Source organism: Streptomyces sp. NPDC030296 (genome assembly GCF_055572815.1).
The window spans coordinates 173,259-189,663 of sequence record NZ_JBVICQ010000008.1; the positions used below are offsets into that span (position 1 = coordinate 173,259).

General features: G+C 71.5%; 9 protein-coding genes. 4 read left to right on the plus strand and 5 right to left on the minus strand.

Features of this window, described 5'->3' with window-relative positions; all coding sequences use genetic code 11:
- Nucleotides 1-184: 184 nt before the first annotated feature.
- Nucleotides 185-2,020, plus strand: a complete 1,836-nt coding sequence (locus ACZ4Z3_RS23700) for a GNAT family N-acetyltransferase (RefSeq protein ID WP_468502882.1) — start codon at nt 185-187, stop codon at nt 2,018-2,020.
- Here ACZ4Z3_RS23700 and ACZ4Z3_RS23705 read toward each other — a convergent pair.
- From ACZ4Z3_RS23705 to ACZ4Z3_RS23725, 5 genes are all read right to left on the minus strand, one after another.
- The gene (locus tag ACZ4Z3_RS23705) at nt 2,010-4,022 is read right to left on the minus strand and encodes an AMP-binding protein (protein WP_468502883.1); all 2,013 of its coding nucleotides are present in this window, start codon (nt 4,020-4,022) and stop codon (nt 2,010-2,012) included. The genes ACZ4Z3_RS23700 and ACZ4Z3_RS23705 overlap by 11 nt on opposite strands.
- Nucleotides 4,023-4,281: 259 nt before the next feature.
- Entirely contained in the window at nt 4,282-5,898 is a 1,617-nt protein-coding gene (locus ACZ4Z3_RS23710) for a glycerol-3-phosphate dehydrogenase/oxidase (protein ID WP_468502884.1), read from the minus strand.
- Between the two features lie 51 nt (nt 5,899-5,949).
- On the minus strand, nt 5,950-7,488 hold the full coding sequence (gene glpK, locus ACZ4Z3_RS23715; protein ID WP_468502885.1) for a glycerol kinase GlpK: 1,539 nt from the start codon (nt 7,486-7,488) through the stop codon (nt 5,950-5,952).
- Between the two features lie 94 nt (nt 7,489-7,582).
- Entirely contained in the window at nt 7,583-8,383 is an 801-nt protein-coding gene (locus ACZ4Z3_RS23720; RefSeq protein ID WP_468502886.1) for an MIP/aquaporin family protein, read from the minus strand.
- 387 nt (nt 8,384-8,770) lie between these two features.
- A complete protein-coding gene (locus ACZ4Z3_RS23725) occupies nt 8,771-9,535 on the minus strand; it encodes an IclR family transcriptional regulator (RefSeq protein WP_468502887.1) in 765 nt (254 codons plus the stop codon).
- Between the two features lie 373 nt (nt 9,536-9,908).
- Between ACZ4Z3_RS23725 and metH the strand changes: the two genes are divergently transcribed.
- The 3 genes from metH to ACZ4Z3_RS23740 all read left to right on the plus strand — a co-directional run bounded on the left by metH (nt 9,909) and on the right by ACZ4Z3_RS23740 (nt 16,346).
- The gene (gene metH, locus ACZ4Z3_RS23730; protein ID WP_468502888.1) at nt 9,909-13,442 is read left to right on the plus strand and encodes a methionine synthase; all 3,534 of its coding nucleotides are present in this window, start codon (nt 9,909-9,911) and stop codon (nt 13,440-13,442) included.
- 153 nt (nt 13,443-13,595) lie between these two features.
- A complete protein-coding gene (locus tag ACZ4Z3_RS23735) occupies nt 13,596-14,291 on the plus strand; it encodes an HAD family hydrolase (protein ID WP_468502889.1) in 696 nt (231 codons plus the stop codon).
- A gap of 450 nt (nt 14,292-14,741) precedes the next feature.
- The gene (locus tag ACZ4Z3_RS23740) at nt 14,742-16,346 is read left to right on the plus strand and encodes an ABC transporter substrate-binding protein (protein WP_468502890.1); all 1,605 of its coding nucleotides are present in this window, start codon (nt 14,742-14,744) and stop codon (nt 16,344-16,346) included.
- Nucleotides 16,347-16,405: the final 59 nt, after the last annotated feature.

Here is a 16,405-nt window from a genome sequence, read left to right on the forward strand (position 1 = left end):
GGGCCACCGCCGGGGAAGCGTTCCCCGGTCGCCACCCGCGCCCCCGCCCGGCGCCCGGCCGAGTGACTCCTCCAGCTGCGGTTCTCGGCCATCTTCGCAGGTCAGGTACGAGCACGGGCGCCCTCGGAACACCGGCGGTCCTACGCTGATCACACGATCCGGAGTCAGGAGGCACGGGGTGGGGATGCGGATCCGACCGGCGCGCACCGACGAGGCGGCGCCGCTGACCGAGCTGGTGCTGCGCTCGAAGGCCCACTGGGGGTACGGCGCGGAGTTCCTGGAGGCGTGCCGGGCCGAACTCACCATCCGCCCGGACGACATCCACCGCCATCGCGTGGTCGTCGCCGAGGACGCCGACAGCGCGGTCCTGGGGGTGGCGTCCCTGGAGGGCACGGCACCCGAGGGCAGCCTCGGCCTGTGCTTCGTCGAACCCGCCGCCATCGGCCGGGGCGTGGGCCGCGCCCTCTACTTCCATGTGACGAGGGCCGCCCGCGAGCTCGGCTTCGCCCGGCTCACCATCGAGGCGGACCCGAACGCCGAACCCTTCTACCGCCGGATGGGCGCCCGGCTGGTCGGCCGCACGGCCTCCGGCTCCCTCCCGGGCCGTGAACTCCCGCTCCTCGAAGTGCGCCTTGCGCCCCGGACCGAGGGCTGGACCCAGGCGTGGACGGCGGGGCGCCGTGCCGTCCACCTCGGCAACATCGCGGGGTTCCAGTCCCAGTTCGGCCCCGTCTCCCCGCAGGCCGCGCACTACTCCTGCCTGGCCGCGTTCCTCTCGCCCCACCCGGCCGTCCTGATCCTGCCCGCCGCAGTCCCGCCCGACTGGACCGACCTGATCGGCCGGCCCCTGGGCTGGGGACCCGTGGAGGTCTACGACGGCCTGACGGAACCACCCGGCCGGACAGACGGCCGGACAGACGGCCAGACGGACGGGCAAACGGACGGGCAATCGGACAGCTCCATGGCACGCGCGACCCGGCCGGTCCCGGAGGCTCACGGCGACACCCTGACCCGGGCCGTCCTGTCCCGACCGGCCCTGCTCCGGCGGCTGAGCTCCCTCGACCTGCCCCTCCTCCCATGGGGCCGCACCCCCGCCGTCGCCGAGCTGACCGGCGTACCCCTCGACCCCGAAACGCTGCGGTACGAGTCCAAGCGGGCCTCGCACGAGCTGTTCACCCGGCTCGCCCCGGACCACCCGGAGGTCCGGGTGCCCGAGCAGTGGCAACCCGCCACCCGGCGGGAGGCGGCACGTCTGCTGCGGAGGAGGAGCCGCGCGGGCCTGGCGACGGTCGTCAAGAGCGAGCACGGCGCCGGGGGTTCCGGCACCCGCGTGCTCCGGGACCAGGGCCGCGGCGGGCTGTCACGCCTGAGGAGACCTCCGCTGCCCCGAAGGCCCGTCCTGCTGGAGGAGTTCGTCGCCGGGGAGACCGAGCCACGGGACGTGACCTTCGACGGGCTCGTCGACGCGGACGGCCGCGTCCACGTGGTGGGCGTCGCCGCCATGGACGTCCTCGGCACCGCCTACCAGGGAGCCACCGTGGGCCCCGATGTCGTACCGCCGGCGCTCGCCGAGGCCGTGGCACGGTTCGGCGCCGCCGTGGGGGAGAGGATCGCGGCGAGCGGCCACCGGGGCTGGTACGACGTCGACTTCGTCACCGGCTCCGACGGCCGCCCGGCGCCCACCGAGATCAACCTCCGGATGACCGGCCCGTCCGTCGCCTTCATGGTCAAGGCGCGGCTGGACGAGACCCGAGGGGGCGACCACCTCGTCCGCAGCGTCGACCACGTCCCCCTCGGCGCCCGGCTGCCCGGCCCCGCCCTGTCCGCCTTCCTGCGCGACACGACCGCGCGCTGCGCCGGGATCGACGCCGTCCTGCTGCCCTCGATCCCCACCGCCGCCTTCGCGCCCGCCCCCTACCTGGGCGTCGTCCTGGCCGCGCACACCCGTGAACGCCTCGACGCGGCCGAGGCCCTGGTGCGCACGGCGGCCCGCGACACCGGCCGCCTGTTCACGGCCTAGGAGCGACCGCCGCGGGCTCCGGTCGGCGGGTCACGTACACCGCCACCACCACCGCCGCGATCATCAGCGGCACGTTGAAGGCGTACACCAGGGCCGCCTGCCGTTCCCAGTCGTTCTTCGCCGCCAGCCGGTAGAAGTTGTCCTGCGGCCACCACGAGGCGAGCAGCCACACCACGGCCAGGTGGGCGGCCGTCGTCAGTCCGCCGGAGCGGCCCTGGCGGCGCATCAGCGGGCGCCCGGCGATCAGGAAGGCGAGGCCGACACCGAACGCCAGCAACTCGGCGGCGTACAGCCCCCGGAAGAGCCACGACCACGGCGTGGGCACAGAGGTGAGGTCGGTCGAGCCCGGCCAGAGGACGTCGGTGAGGATCGCGGCGAGCGGCAGGACCACGACGAGCACCGCGCACCCCACCCCGTAGAGGAACCCCGCCGGGCCCGCGGCCGCGCCGCCGCCCTTGCCGTTGACCGGTGCGGACGTCCCGTGCCGCGCGGGCAGCGGCAGCAGCCGGCGGTCGATCCGCCCGGCCCGGTCACGGGGCAGGGACTCCAGGGTCACCACGGCCGCCGGTATCTCCTGGTCCGGCACCACGCCCCGCAGCCGGGCGCGTATCTCGTCGGCGCCCGGAGCGGCCGTAGGGGAGGCCGGGACGACGTAGGCGACGAGCCGCTCCTCGTCCACCGCGGCGATCACCGACTCCCGTATGCCGGGATGGGCGCCCAGCGCCGTCTCGGCCCGGTAGGGGTCGACGGTACGGCCGCGGACACGGACCCGGTGCGCCAGCCGGCCGCCGAACTCCAGCAGCCCGTCCTCCAGCAGGGTCCCCGCGTCCCCGGTGGCCACCGCGTCACCGCCGCCCGAGCCGACAGAGCGATCCGACCCGCCGGAGCCGTCGGAGCCGCCCGGACCATCGGTGCCCTCCGAGCCGCCGGGGCGATCCGAGCCGTCCGTTCCGCCGGTTCCGTCGGCGACGCCGTCCGGGGGTGTCAGCCAGATCTCGCCCTTGCGGACCTCGGCCCGGCAGCCGGGGAACGGGCGGCCGAGGAGGCTGACCCGGCCGGGCTCGGCCACCGGGTCGGTGAGCTGGTCCGTCTCGAACCAGGTGCCGCACCCCGCGACCTCCACGGTCCCGTAGACGTTGAGCAGCCGCGCCCCCGGCGCCAGCCGCCCCTGGAGCCGTACCTGCTCGTCGAGGCCGAGCCGTTCCCCGCCGACGGCCACCAGCCGAAGTCCCGCGGGCGGCGCCGCCCGGTCGAGCAGCAGCCGGGCCGCGTACGGGTCGGTGTCCAGCACCGTGACGCCCTCGGCGTAGGGCCGCTCCCACAGGGCGGGCCCGGTCTCCTCCTCCGGCAGCACCAGCGTGCCGCCGGAGCACAGGGCCCGGACCCAGCCGTAGGTGAAGGCGGCTGTGTCGGTCGGCGCGGTCACCAGATGGACGTCGGAGGGCCGCAGCCCAAACGTTTCGGCCCACGCCCGGTACGCGTCGTGCAGCCGCTGGTGGCCGACCTCCACCGCCCGCCGCTCGCCCGAGGTGCCCGCAGAGAACAGCACCGCCGCCGTCACCCCGCAGGGCGCGGCGGCGGGCTCGGGGGAGTGGGCGTCGATCAGCGCCGCGTCGGTGTCCAGGCAGACGACGGGCCGGCCGGTGCCGTCGTCCACGGCCGGCGCGTACCGCGCGTGCGTGAGGACCGTGCGCGCCCCGGACCGCTCCAGCGCCCGCCCGATGTCCCCCGTCGACTGCCGCGGGCCGATCAGGGCGAAGGCGCCGCCCGCCTTGAGCACGCCCAGCACGGCGACCAGGACGTCCGGCGTCCCGGAGGCGCACACCGCGACGGTCTCACCGGTGCCGAGCCCCGAGTCCAGCAGATGCCGGGCCAGACGGTTGGCCCGGCCCTCCAGCTCCCCGTATGTCAGCCGGGCGGTCGCGGTGGCCACCGCGGGCCGGTCGGGCGTCAGCCGCGCCCATGTCTCGAACAACCGATGGAGTTCGTTTGCCCCGTTCATGACCATTGATCATGGCAGAGGCAGGGTCCACCGGGTAGAACGTGCGACCGGGTAGAACGTGCGACCGGGCAGAAGGTGCCACCAGGAGGATGATGCCACCGGGGGAAGATCCGGCCGTGGCGAAGACCCGGCACAGGCCGAGGGGGCGGCTCCACCGATGTGGTGGAGCCGCCCCCTCGCGGTCCGGCCCCGGTGCGGCAGGGGCCGTATCCCGGCCGTCCGGCCCCGGTCAGGGGAGAGGCCGGACCGGCAGGCGGGTCTACTTCTTGTCGAGCAGGTCCTGGACCTTCGTACGGACCTCGTCCGTCGCCAGACCCCGGATCGTCAGGGTGGTGCGGCGGCGCAGCACGTCGTCGGCGGTCTCGGCCCACTCGGTGTCACGGGCGTACACGACCTGCGCCCAGATCTCCGGCGCGTCGGGGTGGACCCGCTCGGCCAGCTCGGGGTTCTCGTTGGCGAGCCGGGCGATGTCGAAGGCCAGCGAACCGTAGTGCGTGGCCAGGTGCCGGGCGGTGTCGGCGCCCATGCGGGGGCCCGGCGCCGGGCGGTCGGTGAGCAGCCGGTGCGCGACCGCCCGCGGGTTGGCGATGCCCGGCAGCGGCAGCTTCCGCGGCAGCGTGGCGACCGGCTCGAAGTCCTCGCCCAGCGGGTGGCCCGGAAGGGTCTCCAGCTTCTTCATGATGGTGCGGCCGATGTGCCGGAAGGTCGTCCACTTGCCGCCCGCGATGGACAGCATGCCGCCCCGGCCCTCGGTGACGACCGTCTCCCGCTTGGCCTTGGCGGTGTCGCCGGGGCCGCCCGGAAGCACCCGCAGACCCGCGAAGGAGTACGTGATCAGATCGCGGTCGAGCTGCTGGTCCCGGACGGAGAACGCGGCCTCGTCCAGGATCTGGGCTATGTCCTTGTCGTCGACGGCGACGTCCGCGGGGTCGCCCTCGTACATCTCGTCCGTGGTGCCCAGCAGGAGCATGTCCTCCCAGGGCAGGGCGAACGTGATGCGGTACTTGTCGATCGGTGTGGCGAGCGCGGCCTTCCACGGGGAGGTCCGCTTCAGCACCAGGTGCGCGCCCTTGGACAGCCGGATCGAGGGGGCCGCGTTCGGGTCCTCCATACGGCGCAGGTGGTCGACCCACGGGCCGGTCGCGTTCAGCACCAGCCGGGCGCTCACGCCGAACTCGTCGCCGGAGAGCCGGTCGCGCAGCTCGGCGCCGGTCACCCGGCCCTTGGTGAAGCGCAGCCCGGTGACCTCGGCGTGGTTCAGGACCACCGCACCGGACTCGACGGCCGCGCGGACCGTCATCAGCGCCATCCGGGAGTCGTTCATCTGACCGTCGCCGTACACGGCCACGGCCTTCAGGTTCTCGGTGCGCAGCTCGGGCACGTCCTGCACGGCCTTCGCCGGCGACAGCAGATGCCCGACGCCGTCACCGAACGCCGACAGCGCGGAGTAGGCGAAGACGCCCGCCCCGAGCTTCGCCGCGCCGTGCGGCCCGCCCTTGTACACGGGGAGGTAGAACGTGAGCGGGTTCGCCAGGTGGGGGGCCACCTGGCGGGAGACCGCACGGCGCTCGAAGTGGTTCTCCGCCACCAGCTTCACCGCGCCGGTCTGCAGATAGCGCAGACCGCCGTGGAGCAGCTTGGAGGAGGCGGAGGAGGTGGCGCCGGCGAAGTCACCGGCGTCGACCAGCGCCACCCTGAGCCCGGACTGCGCGGCGTGCCAGGCGGTGGAGATGCCCAGGATGCCGCCGCCGATCACGAGGAGGTCGTACGACGCCTTGGAGAGCTGCTCCCGGGTCTCGGCCCGGCTCGGGTTCGAGCCGGACGCCGGACGCGTCCCCAGGGCAGGCAGGGCTTGCAGGGTGGACTGACTGGTCATGTCGGGTTCTTACTCCTCATCAGAGCCGGTACGGAGGCTTCGGGCCCCGGCTCAGCTCTCGTCCTCGAGCCAGCCCATGGTCCGCTCGACGGCCTTGAGCCAGCTCTTGTACTCACGGTCGCGGGTCTCCGCGTCCATGCGGGGGGTCCACTCGGCGGCCCGCCGCCAGTTGGCGCGCAGGTCGTCGGTGCTGGTCCAGAAGCCGACGGCGAGACCGGCGGCGTAGGCGGCGCCGAGGCAGGTCGTCTCGGCGACCATCGGGCGCACCACGGGGGCGTCCAGGAAGTCCGAGAGGGTCTGCATCAGCAGGTTGTTGGAGGTCATGCCGCCGTCGACCTTGAGGGCCGTCAGCTCCACGCCGGAGTCCTTGGTCATGGCGTCCGTGATCTCACGGGTCTGCCAGGCGGTGGCCTCCAGGACGGCGCGCGCGAGGTGCGCCTTGGTGACGTACCGGGTGAGGCCGGCGATCACACCGCGGGCGTCGGAGCGCCAGTACGGGGCGAACAGACCGGAGAAGGCCGGCACGAAGTACGCGCCGCCGTTGTCCTCGACCGAGAGCGCGAGCGTCTCGATCTCGGCGGCCGTGGAGATGAGCCCCATCTGGTCGCGCATCCACTGCACCAGCGAGCCGGTGACGGCGATCGAGCCCTCAAGCGCGTACACCGGGGCCTGGTCGCCGATGCGGTAGCCGACGGTGGTCAGCAGGCCCGAGTACGAGTTGATGATCTTCTCGCCGGTGTTCATCAGCATGAACGTGCCGGTGCCGTAGGTGGACTTGGCCTCGCCCTCGGAGAAACAGGTCTGGCCGAACAGGGCCGCCTGCTGGTCGCCGAGCGCCGAGGCGACCGGGATGCCGCCGAGCAGGTCGCCGAGCCTGCCGCCGGTGATCTCGCCGTACACCTCGGCGGAGGAGCGGATCTCCGGGAGCATCGCCAGCGGCACACCGATGGACTCGGCGATCTTCTCGTCCCACTCCAGGGTGTGGAGGTTCATCAGCATGGTGCGGGAGGCGTTGGTGACGTCGGTGTAGTGCTTGCCGCCGTTGACGCCGCCGGTCAGGTTCCAGATGACCCAGGTGTCCATGGTGCCGAAGAGGATGTCCCCGGCCTCGGCGCGCTCGCGCAGACCCTCGACGTTGTCCAGCAGCCAGCGGGCCTTCGGACCGGCGAAGTAGGAGGCCAGCGGCAGACCGGTCTCACGGCGGAAACGGTCCTGCCCGACGTTGCGGCCGAGCTCCTTGCACAGGGCGTCGGTACGGGTGTCCTGCCAGACGATGGCGTTGTGGACGGGCTCACCGGTGTTCTTGTCCCACAGCAGCGTGGTCTCGCGCTGGTTGGTGATGCCGATGGCCTTGATGTCGTCGCGGGTGATGCCGGCCTTCTGGATGGCTCCGGCGACGACTTCCTGGACGTTGGTCCAGATCTCGTTGGCGTCGTGCTCGACCCAGCCCGGCTTCGGGAAGATCTGCTCGTGCTCCTTCTGGTCGACGGAGACGATACGGCCGTCCCGGTCGAAGACGATGCAGCGGCTGGAGGTGGTGCCCTGGTCGATGGCGGCGATGAAGGGGCCGGCGGTGTGGGCGTCGGTCACGGTGTGCTCCTGAAAGTCAACTGGTCGAAGGGCGGTACGTACGGCGCGTGCCAGGCGTCGGGCGACACCTGCGGCTCGCTCGTAGGTGGTGCTCTTAGGCGAACGCGACGTTGTAGATGCCCGCGGCGATGGCGGCGCCGATCAGCGGACCGACCACCGGGACCCAGGCGTAGCCCCAGTCCGAGCCGCCCTTGCTGGGCAGGGGCAGAAGGGCGTGCACGATGCGCGGACCGAGGTCACGGGCCGGGTTGATCGCGTAACCGGTCGGACCGCCGAGGGACAGACCGATCGAGACGACGACGAGCGAGGTGATCAGGGCGCCGAGGGTGCCGAGGCCCTTGCCACTGTCGTTCAGGCCCTGGGTGAGGACCGCGAGGACCAGCACGATGGTGCCGATGACCTCCGTGGCGACGTTCTGCGCGGCGTTGCGGATCTCGGGGCCGGTGGAGAAGATGCCGAGCACGGGGCCGGCGCCGGTCTCACGGGCCTCGACGGCCTTCGCCTTGGTGGTCTCCGCGCCCGGACCGCCGACGATCTCCCTGTCGGTGAGGTGGGCGTGGAACTGGCCGTAGTAGGCGACCCAGACCAGAGCGGCGCCGATCATCGCGCCGAGCAGCTGCCCGCCCCAGTAGGTGGGGACCTGGCTCCACTCGATGCCGTTCTCCTTCAGCGCGAGCGCGAGGGTCACGGCCGGGTTCAGGTGGGCGCCGGAGAGCGGCGCGGAGGTGTAGACGGCCGTCAGAACGGCAAAACCCCACCCGAAGGTGATGGCGAGCCAACCGGCGTTACGGGCCTTGGAGGCCTTCAGCGTGACGGCGGCGCAGACGCCACCGCCGAGCAGGATGAGTATGGCGGTACCGATGGTCTCGCCGATGAAGATGTCGGAGCTGGACACCCGCGACTCCTTTGTCCTTCGTCCAGGGGAAGGCGGACCCCGGGTCCCATTCCGGGGGTCCGCGCCCTCGGGGGTGAGAGCTGTACCCGGCCCTTGGCGTTGTCACACTCTAGCGCGTATTGCCGGTAGGTGTTCGACAATGCCGACCGATGGACGGGAGTCTTGCTGCGGCGTGAGTGGCTCGTCAAGGGTCCCGTTGTCGAAAACCCGATCGTTATTGATCGAACTGCCTGATCGATCGTGCGTCGGCTGCTATGGGCGCGCGCCGAGGTCAGCCACGACCGCGTATGGCGAGGGCCGGGACACTCTCGGTGTCCCGGCCCTCGAAGGGATCGGCGGCCTCCGCACGGCACGGGCACGGCGGCCCGGCAACGGTGGGAAGCGGGGTCAGAAGCGGGCGGCGCCCAGGTCGCGCGAGACGGCACGGGCGCAGTCCCGCACCGCCGCGATCAGCTCGGAGCGCAGCTCGCCGTCCCGGCGCAGCCGCTCCACGGCGCCCGTGATGCCGACCGCGCCGACGGGCATGCGCCGCCGGTCGTGGATGGGGGCCGCGATCGAGGCGACGCCCTCCCAGGTCTCCTCGACGTCCGCCGCGTACCCGCGGGCGCGGGTGAGGTCCAGGACGCCCTCGAAGTCGTCCAGCTCGCACACGGTCCGCTCCGTGAACGCCTTGCGGTCGGTCTCCAGGACCTCGCTGTGCGCCACCGGGTCGTAGGCCGCGAGGACCTTGCCGAGGGCCGTGGAGTGCAGCGGCTGCATGGCCCCTATCTCCAGCACCTGCCGGCTGTCGTCGGGCCGGAAGACGTGGTGCACGATCAGCACGCCCCGCTGGTGCAGCACCCCCAGGTGGACGCTCTCGCCGCTGGAGCGGGCCAGGTCGTCCGTCCACACCAGGGCTCGCGCCCGCAGCTCGTGGACGTCGAGGTAGGTGGTGCCCAGGCGTAGCAGCTCGGCGCCCAACTGGTAGCGCCCGGAGGCGTCGTCCTGCTCGACGAAGCCCTCCTGCTGGAGGGTGCGCAGTATGCCGTGTGCGGTGCCTTTGGCGAGGCCCAGCGACGAGGCGATGTCCGACAGGCCGAGTCGTCGCTCGCCGCCCGCGAGCAACCGCAGCATCGCGGCCGCCCGTTCGAGCGACTGGATGTTCCGTGCCATCGCCGTCCTGCCTCCGTCCCCTTCGACCGCCGCCCGCACATGAACTTCCAACGTTCGGCAATGTCGAACACTACCGGTCGTTGCCGACCTCTCGCTAATGGCCGTCAACACCTTTTCGGCCGAACGGGCCCGAGCGGCGCCCTTTTGGTGCCGGTCCCGTGTCCGTCCGGTGCGCGTCCCGTGGACACCGGGTGTCCGAGCGGTGTCGCCGTTCGTCCGTCGAGGGAGTAAACCGCACTCGACCGCTCACGCCACGCCGGTCCGCCCCGTGGACGCCCCTGACCCCGTCCGGCGCTCCGGGCTACCCTGACGGCGTGCGCCTTCCGCGGGAAGACGCAAAGCCGACAGCCGTCGCACTCCAGGGAGCACCTTCATGGCCTCGTCGCCGAATCCGTCCCCTTCGTCCGCCGCCGCCGCAGGCCGGGCCCGTTCCGACGCCCTGCGCGAGGCCCTCGCCACCCGTGTCGTGGTCGCCGACGGCGCGATGGGCACCATGCTCCAGGCGCAGGACCCCACCCTGGACGACTTCCAGCAGCTGGAGGGCTGCAACGAGGTCCTGAACGTCACCCGCCCCGACATCGTCCGCTCGGTGCACGCCGCCTACTTCGAGGCGGGCGTCGACTGCGTCGAGACCAACACGTTCGGCGCGAACCTGACCGCCCTCGGCGAGTACGACATCCCCGAGCGCACCGCCGAGCTGTCCGAGGCCGGCGCCCGCATCGCCCGCGAGACCGCCGACGAGTTCGCCGCGCGCGACGGCCGGCAGCGCTGGGTCCTCGGCTCGATCGGCCCCGGCACCAAGCTCCCCACCCTCGGCCACACCACGTTCACCGCCATCCGCGACGCCTACCAGCAGAACGCCGAGGGCCTCCTCGCCGGCGGCGCCGACGCCCTGCTCGTGGAGACCACCCAGGACCTCCTCCAGACCAAGGCGTCCGTCCTCGCCGCCCGCCGCGCCATGGCCACCGCCGGCTACGACGTCCCGCTGATCGTGTCGGTCACCGTCGAGACCACCGGCACGATGCTCCTCGGATCCGAGATCGGCGCGGCGCTGACCGCGCTGGAGCCGCTGGGCATCGACATGATCGGCCTGAACTGCGCCACCGGCCCCGCCGAGATGAGCGAGCACCTGCGGTACCTGTCGCGGCACTCCCGCGTCCGGCTCTCCTGCATGCCGAACGCCGGCCTGCCCGTGCTCACCAAGGACGGCGCCCACTACCCGCTGACCGCCCCCGAGCTGGCCACCGCCCAGGAGAACTTCGTCCGCGAGTACGGCCTCTCCCTCATCGGCGGCTGCTGCGGCACCACCCCCGAGCACCTGCGCCAGGTCGTCGAACGCGTCCGCGACCTCACCCCGGCCGAACGCAGCCCCCGCCCCGAGCCCGGCGCCGCCTCCCTCTACCAGACCGTCCCGTTCCGCCAGGACACCTCGTACCTGGCCATCGGCGAGCGCACCAACGCCAACGGCTCGAAGAAGTTCCGCGAGGCCATGCTGGAGGGCCGCTGGGACGACTGTGTGGAGATGGCCCGCGACCAGATCCGCGAGGGCGCCCACATGCTCGACCTGTGCGTCGACTACGTGGGCCGCGACGGCGTCGCCGACATGGCCGAACTCGCCGGCCGCTTCGCCACCGCCTCCACCCTGCCCATCGTCCTCGACTCCACCGAGGTCGACGTCATCCAGGCGGGCCTGGAGAAGCTCGGCGGCCGCGCGGTCATCAACTCCGTCAACTACGAGGACGGCGACGGCCCCGAGTCCCGCTTCGCGAAGGTCACCCGTCTGGCCCAGGAGCACGGCGCCGCGCTGATCGCCCTCACCATCGACGAGGAGGGCCAGGCCCGCACCCCGCAGAAGAAGGTCGAGATCGCCGAACGGCTCATCGACGACCTCACCGGCAACTGGGGCATCCACGAGTCGGACATCCTCATCGACACCCTGACCTTCACCATCTGCACCGGACAGGAGGAGTCCCGGGGGGACGGCATCGCCACCATCGAGGCGATCCGCGAACTCAAGCGCCGCCACCCGGACGTCCAGACCACCCTCGGCCTGTCCAACATCTCCTTCGGTCTCAACCCGGCCGCCCGCATCCTCCTCAACTCGGTCTTCCTCGACGAGTGCGTCAAGGCCGGCCTCGACTCGGCGATCGTGCACGCCAGCAAGATCCTGCCCATCGCCCGCTTCGACGAGGAGCAGGTGCGGACCGCCCTCGACCTCATCTACGACCGCCGCACCGAGGGCTACGACCCCCTCCAGAAGCTCATGGAGCTCTTCGAGGGCGCCACCGCGAAGTCCCTGAAGGCGGGCAAGGCCGAGGAACTGGCCGCCCTGCCGCTGGAGGAGCGCCTCAAGCGCCGCATCATCGACGGCGAACGCAACGGCCTGGAGGCAGACCTCGACGAGGCGCTGCTGACCCGCCCGGCCCTCGACATCGTCAACGACACCCTCCTCGACGGCATGAAGGTCGTCGGTGAACTCTTCGGCTCCGGCCAGATGCAGCTGCCGTTCGTCCTGCAGTCCGCCGAGGTCATGAAGGCCGCCGTCGCCCACCTCGAACCGCACATGGAGAAGAGCGCCGACGGCGAGGAGGCGGGCAAGGGCACCATCGTCCTCGCCACCGTCCGCGGCGACGTCCACGACATCGGCAAGAACCTCGTCGACATCATCCTGTCCAACAACGGCTACAACGTCGTCAACCTCGGCATCAAGCAGCCGGTCTCCGCGATCCTCGACGCCGCCCAGGAGCACCGCGCCGACGTCATCGGCATGTCCGGGCTCCTGGTCAAGTCCACGGTGATCATGAAGGAGAACCTGGAGGAGCTGAACCAGCGGGGCCTCGCCGCGAACTACCCCGTCATCCTCGGCGGCGCCGCCCTCACCCGCGCCTACGTCGAGCAGGACCTGCACGAGATCTACGAGGGCGAGGTCCGCTACGCCCGCGACGCCTTCGAGGGCCTGCGCCTGATGGACGCCCTCATCGGCGTCAAGCGCGGTGTGCCCGGGGCCAAGCTGCCCGAACTGAGGCAGCGCCGGGTCCGCGCCACCGCCACGGCCGTCGAGGAGCGCCCCGAGGAGGGCCACGTCCGCTCCGACGTCGCCACCGACAACCCCGTGCCCACCCCGCCGTTCTGGGGCACTCGCGTCAGCAAGGGCATCCAGCTCAAGGAGTACGCCACCTGGCTGGACGAGGGCGCCCTCTTCAAGGGCCAGTGGGGACTCAAGCAGGCCCGCACCGGCGACGGCCCCAGCTACGAGGAGCTCGTGGAGACCGAGGGCCGGCCCCGGCTGCGCGGTCTGCTGGACCGCCTCCAGACCGACAACCTCCTCGAAGCGGCCGTCGTCCACGGCTACTTCCCCTGCGTCTCCAAGGACGACGACCTCATCATCCTCGACGACGCCGGCAACGAACGCACCCGTTTCTCCTTCCCCCGCCAGCGCCGCGGCCGCCGGCTGTGCCTCGCCGACTTCTTCCGCCCGGAGGAGTCCGGCGAGACCGACGTCGTCGGACTCCAGGTCGTCACCGTCGGCTCCCGCATCGGCGAGGAGACCGCCAAGCTCTTCGAGGCCAACGCCTACCGCGACTACCTCGAACTCCACGGCCTGTCCGTGCAGTTGGCCGAGGCCCTCGCCGAGTACTGGCACGCCCGGGTCCGCGCCGAGCTCGGCTTCGGCGGTGAGGACCCGGCGGCCATCGAGGACATGTTCGACCTCAAGTACCGGGGCGCCCGCTTCTCCCTGGGCTACGGAGCCTGCCCCGACCTGGAGGACCGCGCCAAGATCGCCGAGCTCCTGGAGCCCGAGCGCATCGGCGTCCAGCTCTCGGAGGAGTTCCAGCTCCACCCCGAGCAGTCCACCGACGCCATCGTGATCCACCATCCCGAGGCGAAGTACTTCAACGCGCGCTAGGTCGCGTCCGGCGTTGGGCCGCCGAACACCGCCGCCCTGCCGCGACCCGGACGAAGGGCGCTTCGGCGCACGGCGTCGTACACTGGTCGGTCCACCGCAGGCCGGTTCCCCACCCGGGAACCGGCCTGCTCGTCCCACAAGGAGGTGCGCCGGATGACCACGACGATCCCCGCGCTAGGAACCCGGACGGCCGAAGGCTCCGCCCTGCAGGCCGTGCTCCTCGACATGGACGGCACCCTGGTGGACACCGAGGGTTTCTGGTGGGACGTGGAGGTCGAGGTCTTCCGCTCCCTCGGCCACACCCTCGACGAGTCCTGGCGCCATGTCGTGGTCGGCGGCCCCATGAGCCGCAGCGCGGGCTTCCTCATCGAGGCCACCGGCGCCGACATCACCCTCGCCGACCTGTCCGTGCTGCTCAACGACGGCTTCGAGGCCCGGATCGGACACGCCCTGCCGCTGATGCCCGGCGCGGCGAGACTCCTCGCCGAACTCGCCGCGCACGGTGTCCCCACCGCCCTGGTATCCGCCTCCCACCGGCGCATCATCGACCGCGTCCTGACCACTCTCGGCCCTCAGCACTTCGCCCTGACCGTCGCCGGCGACGAGGTGGAACGCACCAAGCCGTTTCCCGACCCCTACCTCCTGGCGGCCGCCGGGCTCGGCGCCGACCCGGGCCGGTGCGCGGTCATCGAGGACACCGCGACCGGTGTCGCGGCCGCCGAGGCGGCGGGCTGCCATGTCGTCGCCGTGCCCTCCGTGGCCCCCATCCCCCCCGCCGCCCGGCGTACCGTCGTGACCTCGCTGGAAGAAGTCGACCTGCCATTCCTGCACGGCCTGATCACGCTCTGACGGCGACGGAAATGGGCCCGTTCATGCACCCAGCGTGAACAATTGAAAGCACAATAAAACTCAAGATCATTAACGGGGCTTCCGTCGCCCCGGAATTCCGGCCGGGGAAACTCAATTCCCGCCATCGGGAAGCCCCCTCGGCCTGTGACGTTGACCACTCGGACCCGGCTCGCGCGGCCGGGTCCGGCACGTCCAAAACCCGCTTTCAGGGGCGATTGACGCGCCCAAGTGTCCCGATTGGTGTAGGGTGCACCAAACATTCCACCGGCGCTCTCATCCGTGCGTCCACACCCGGCTCCACAGCGTGAGGGGAACTCAACTCCGGTGCGCGCGGGCGCCTTACACGGGGCGGGCTAATCTCGACGCGGAAACATCGCCGTACCGCCCGGGACCCGCCCGCACCACCCCGCAGGCACCCGCCCCGGAATTGAGCTCTGGAGAAACTCGAGCATGAACCGCAAGACCCTGGTGCTGCCGGCCGTCCTCGGCCTGCTCGCCCCGGTGATCGCCGCCTGCGGCGCCACCGACGGCGCGAGCAGCGACGGCGACGCGATCGTCGTCGGCACCACCGACCGGTTCACCGCCTCGAAGGAGGCCCCGGCCCCGATCGACCCGGCCTACGCCTACGACGTCGGCACCTGGAACATCCTCCGCCAGACCGTCCAGACCCTCCTCGTCCAGCCCAGCGGCGACGGCGAGCCGGAGCCCGAGGCCGCCTCCCGCTGCGGCTTCACCGACACCGGCAGTGAGCGCTACGTCTGCACCCTGCGCGACGGCCTCAAGTTCGCCGACGGCAGCCCGATCACCGCCGAGGACGTCAAGTTCTCCATCGACCGCGCCCGCTCCATCAAGGCCGACAGCGGTGTCTTCGCCCTGCTGTCCACCATCGACCTCGTCGAGACCAAGGGCGACAAGCAGGTCATCTTCCACCTCAACGGCCCCGACGCCACGCTCCCGTACAAGCTGTCCACTCCCGTCGCCGGCATCGTCAACCCCGCCGACTACGACAAGGACAAGCTCCGCGACGGCTTCAAGGTCGACGGCTCCGGCCCCTACACCCTGGACGCCGAGGTCGAGAACAACGAACTCGTCAAGGCCGTCTTCACCAAGAACCCCCACTACCGGGGCCACTTGGACCCTAAGAACGACCAGATCGAACTGCGTTCCTTCGCCGACCCCGACGCCATGGGCAGCGCGCTCGAGAAGGGCGACATCGACCTGATGACCCGGACCATGACGCCGGCTCAGATCGACAAGTACGCCAAGTCCGAGGACAAGGACATCGACCTCATCGAGTCCTCCGGCCTGGAGATCCGCTACCTCGCCTTCAACACCGACGCGTCCCCGGTCAGGAGCACCGCCGTCCGCCGGGCCGTCGCCCAGATCGTCGACCGCGGCGCACTCGTCTCCAAGGTCTACGGCTCCCAGTCCGAGCCCCTCTTCTCGATCGTCCCGACCGGCATCACCGGCCACTCCAACTCGTTCTTCAACAAGTACGGCGACCCCAGCGTCTCCAAGGCCACCGAGACCCTGAAGCAGGCCGGCATCACCACCCCGGTCAAGCTGACCCTGCACTACACGACCGACCACTACGGCGCCGCCACGAAGACCGAGTTCGAGGTCCTGAAGAAGCAACTCGACGACAGCGGCCTGTTCGACGTCACCATCAAGGGCGCGCCCTGGTCCACGTTCCGCCCCGCCGAACAGAAGGGCGAGTACGCCGTCTACGGCATGGGCTGGTTCCCGGACTTCCCGGACGCCGACAACTACCTCGCGCCCTTCCTCGACAAGGACAACTTCCTCAACTCGCCGTACGACAACAGCGAGATCCGCAGCAAGCTGATCCCCGAGTCCCGCCGCGAGGCCGACCGGCTCACGGCCTCCGAGAGCCTCACCGGCATCCAGGACATCGTCGCCGACGACGTGCCGATCCTCCCGCTGTGGCAGGGCAACCAGTACGTCGCCGCCCGCGACGACGTCACCGGCGCCGAGTACGCCCTCAACTCCGCCTCCACGCTCCAGCTGTGGCAGCTCGGCCGCGGCATCGGCGACTGACCGTCACTCTTCACCCACGCGCGCCGACACCCGGGGGAGCCCGGCGCGTCCCGACACCC

Excerpts from the sequence above, each read along its gene's own strand:
- ACZ4Z3_RS23700 (WP_468502882.1), top strand. The coding sequence starts at position 185 with ATGCGGATCCGACCGGCGCGCACCGACGAGGCGGCGCCGCTGACCGAG.
- ACZ4Z3_RS23705 (WP_468502883.1), bottom strand. The coding sequence starts at position 4,022 with ATGAACGGGGCAAACGAACTCCATCGGTTGTTCGAGACATGGGCGCGG.
- ACZ4Z3_RS23710 (WP_468502884.1), bottom strand. The coding sequence starts at position 5,898 with ATGACCAGTCAGTCCACCCTGCAAGCCCTGCCTGCCCTGGGGACGCGT.
- ACZ4Z3_RS23725 (WP_468502887.1), bottom strand. The coding sequence starts at position 9,535 with ATGGCACGGAACATCCAGTCGCTCGAACGGGCGGCCGCGATGCTGCGG.
- metH (WP_468502888.1), top strand. The coding sequence starts at position 9,909 with ATGGCCTCGTCGCCGAATCCGTCCCCTTCGTCCGCCGCCGCCGCAGGC.
- ACZ4Z3_RS23735 (WP_468502889.1), top strand. The coding sequence starts at position 13,596 with ATGACCACGACGATCCCCGCGCTAGGAACCCGGACGGCCGAAGGCTCC.
- ACZ4Z3_RS23740 (WP_468502890.1), top strand. The coding sequence starts at position 14,742 with ATGAACCGCAAGACCCTGGTGCTGCCGGCCGTCCTCGGCCTGCTCGCC.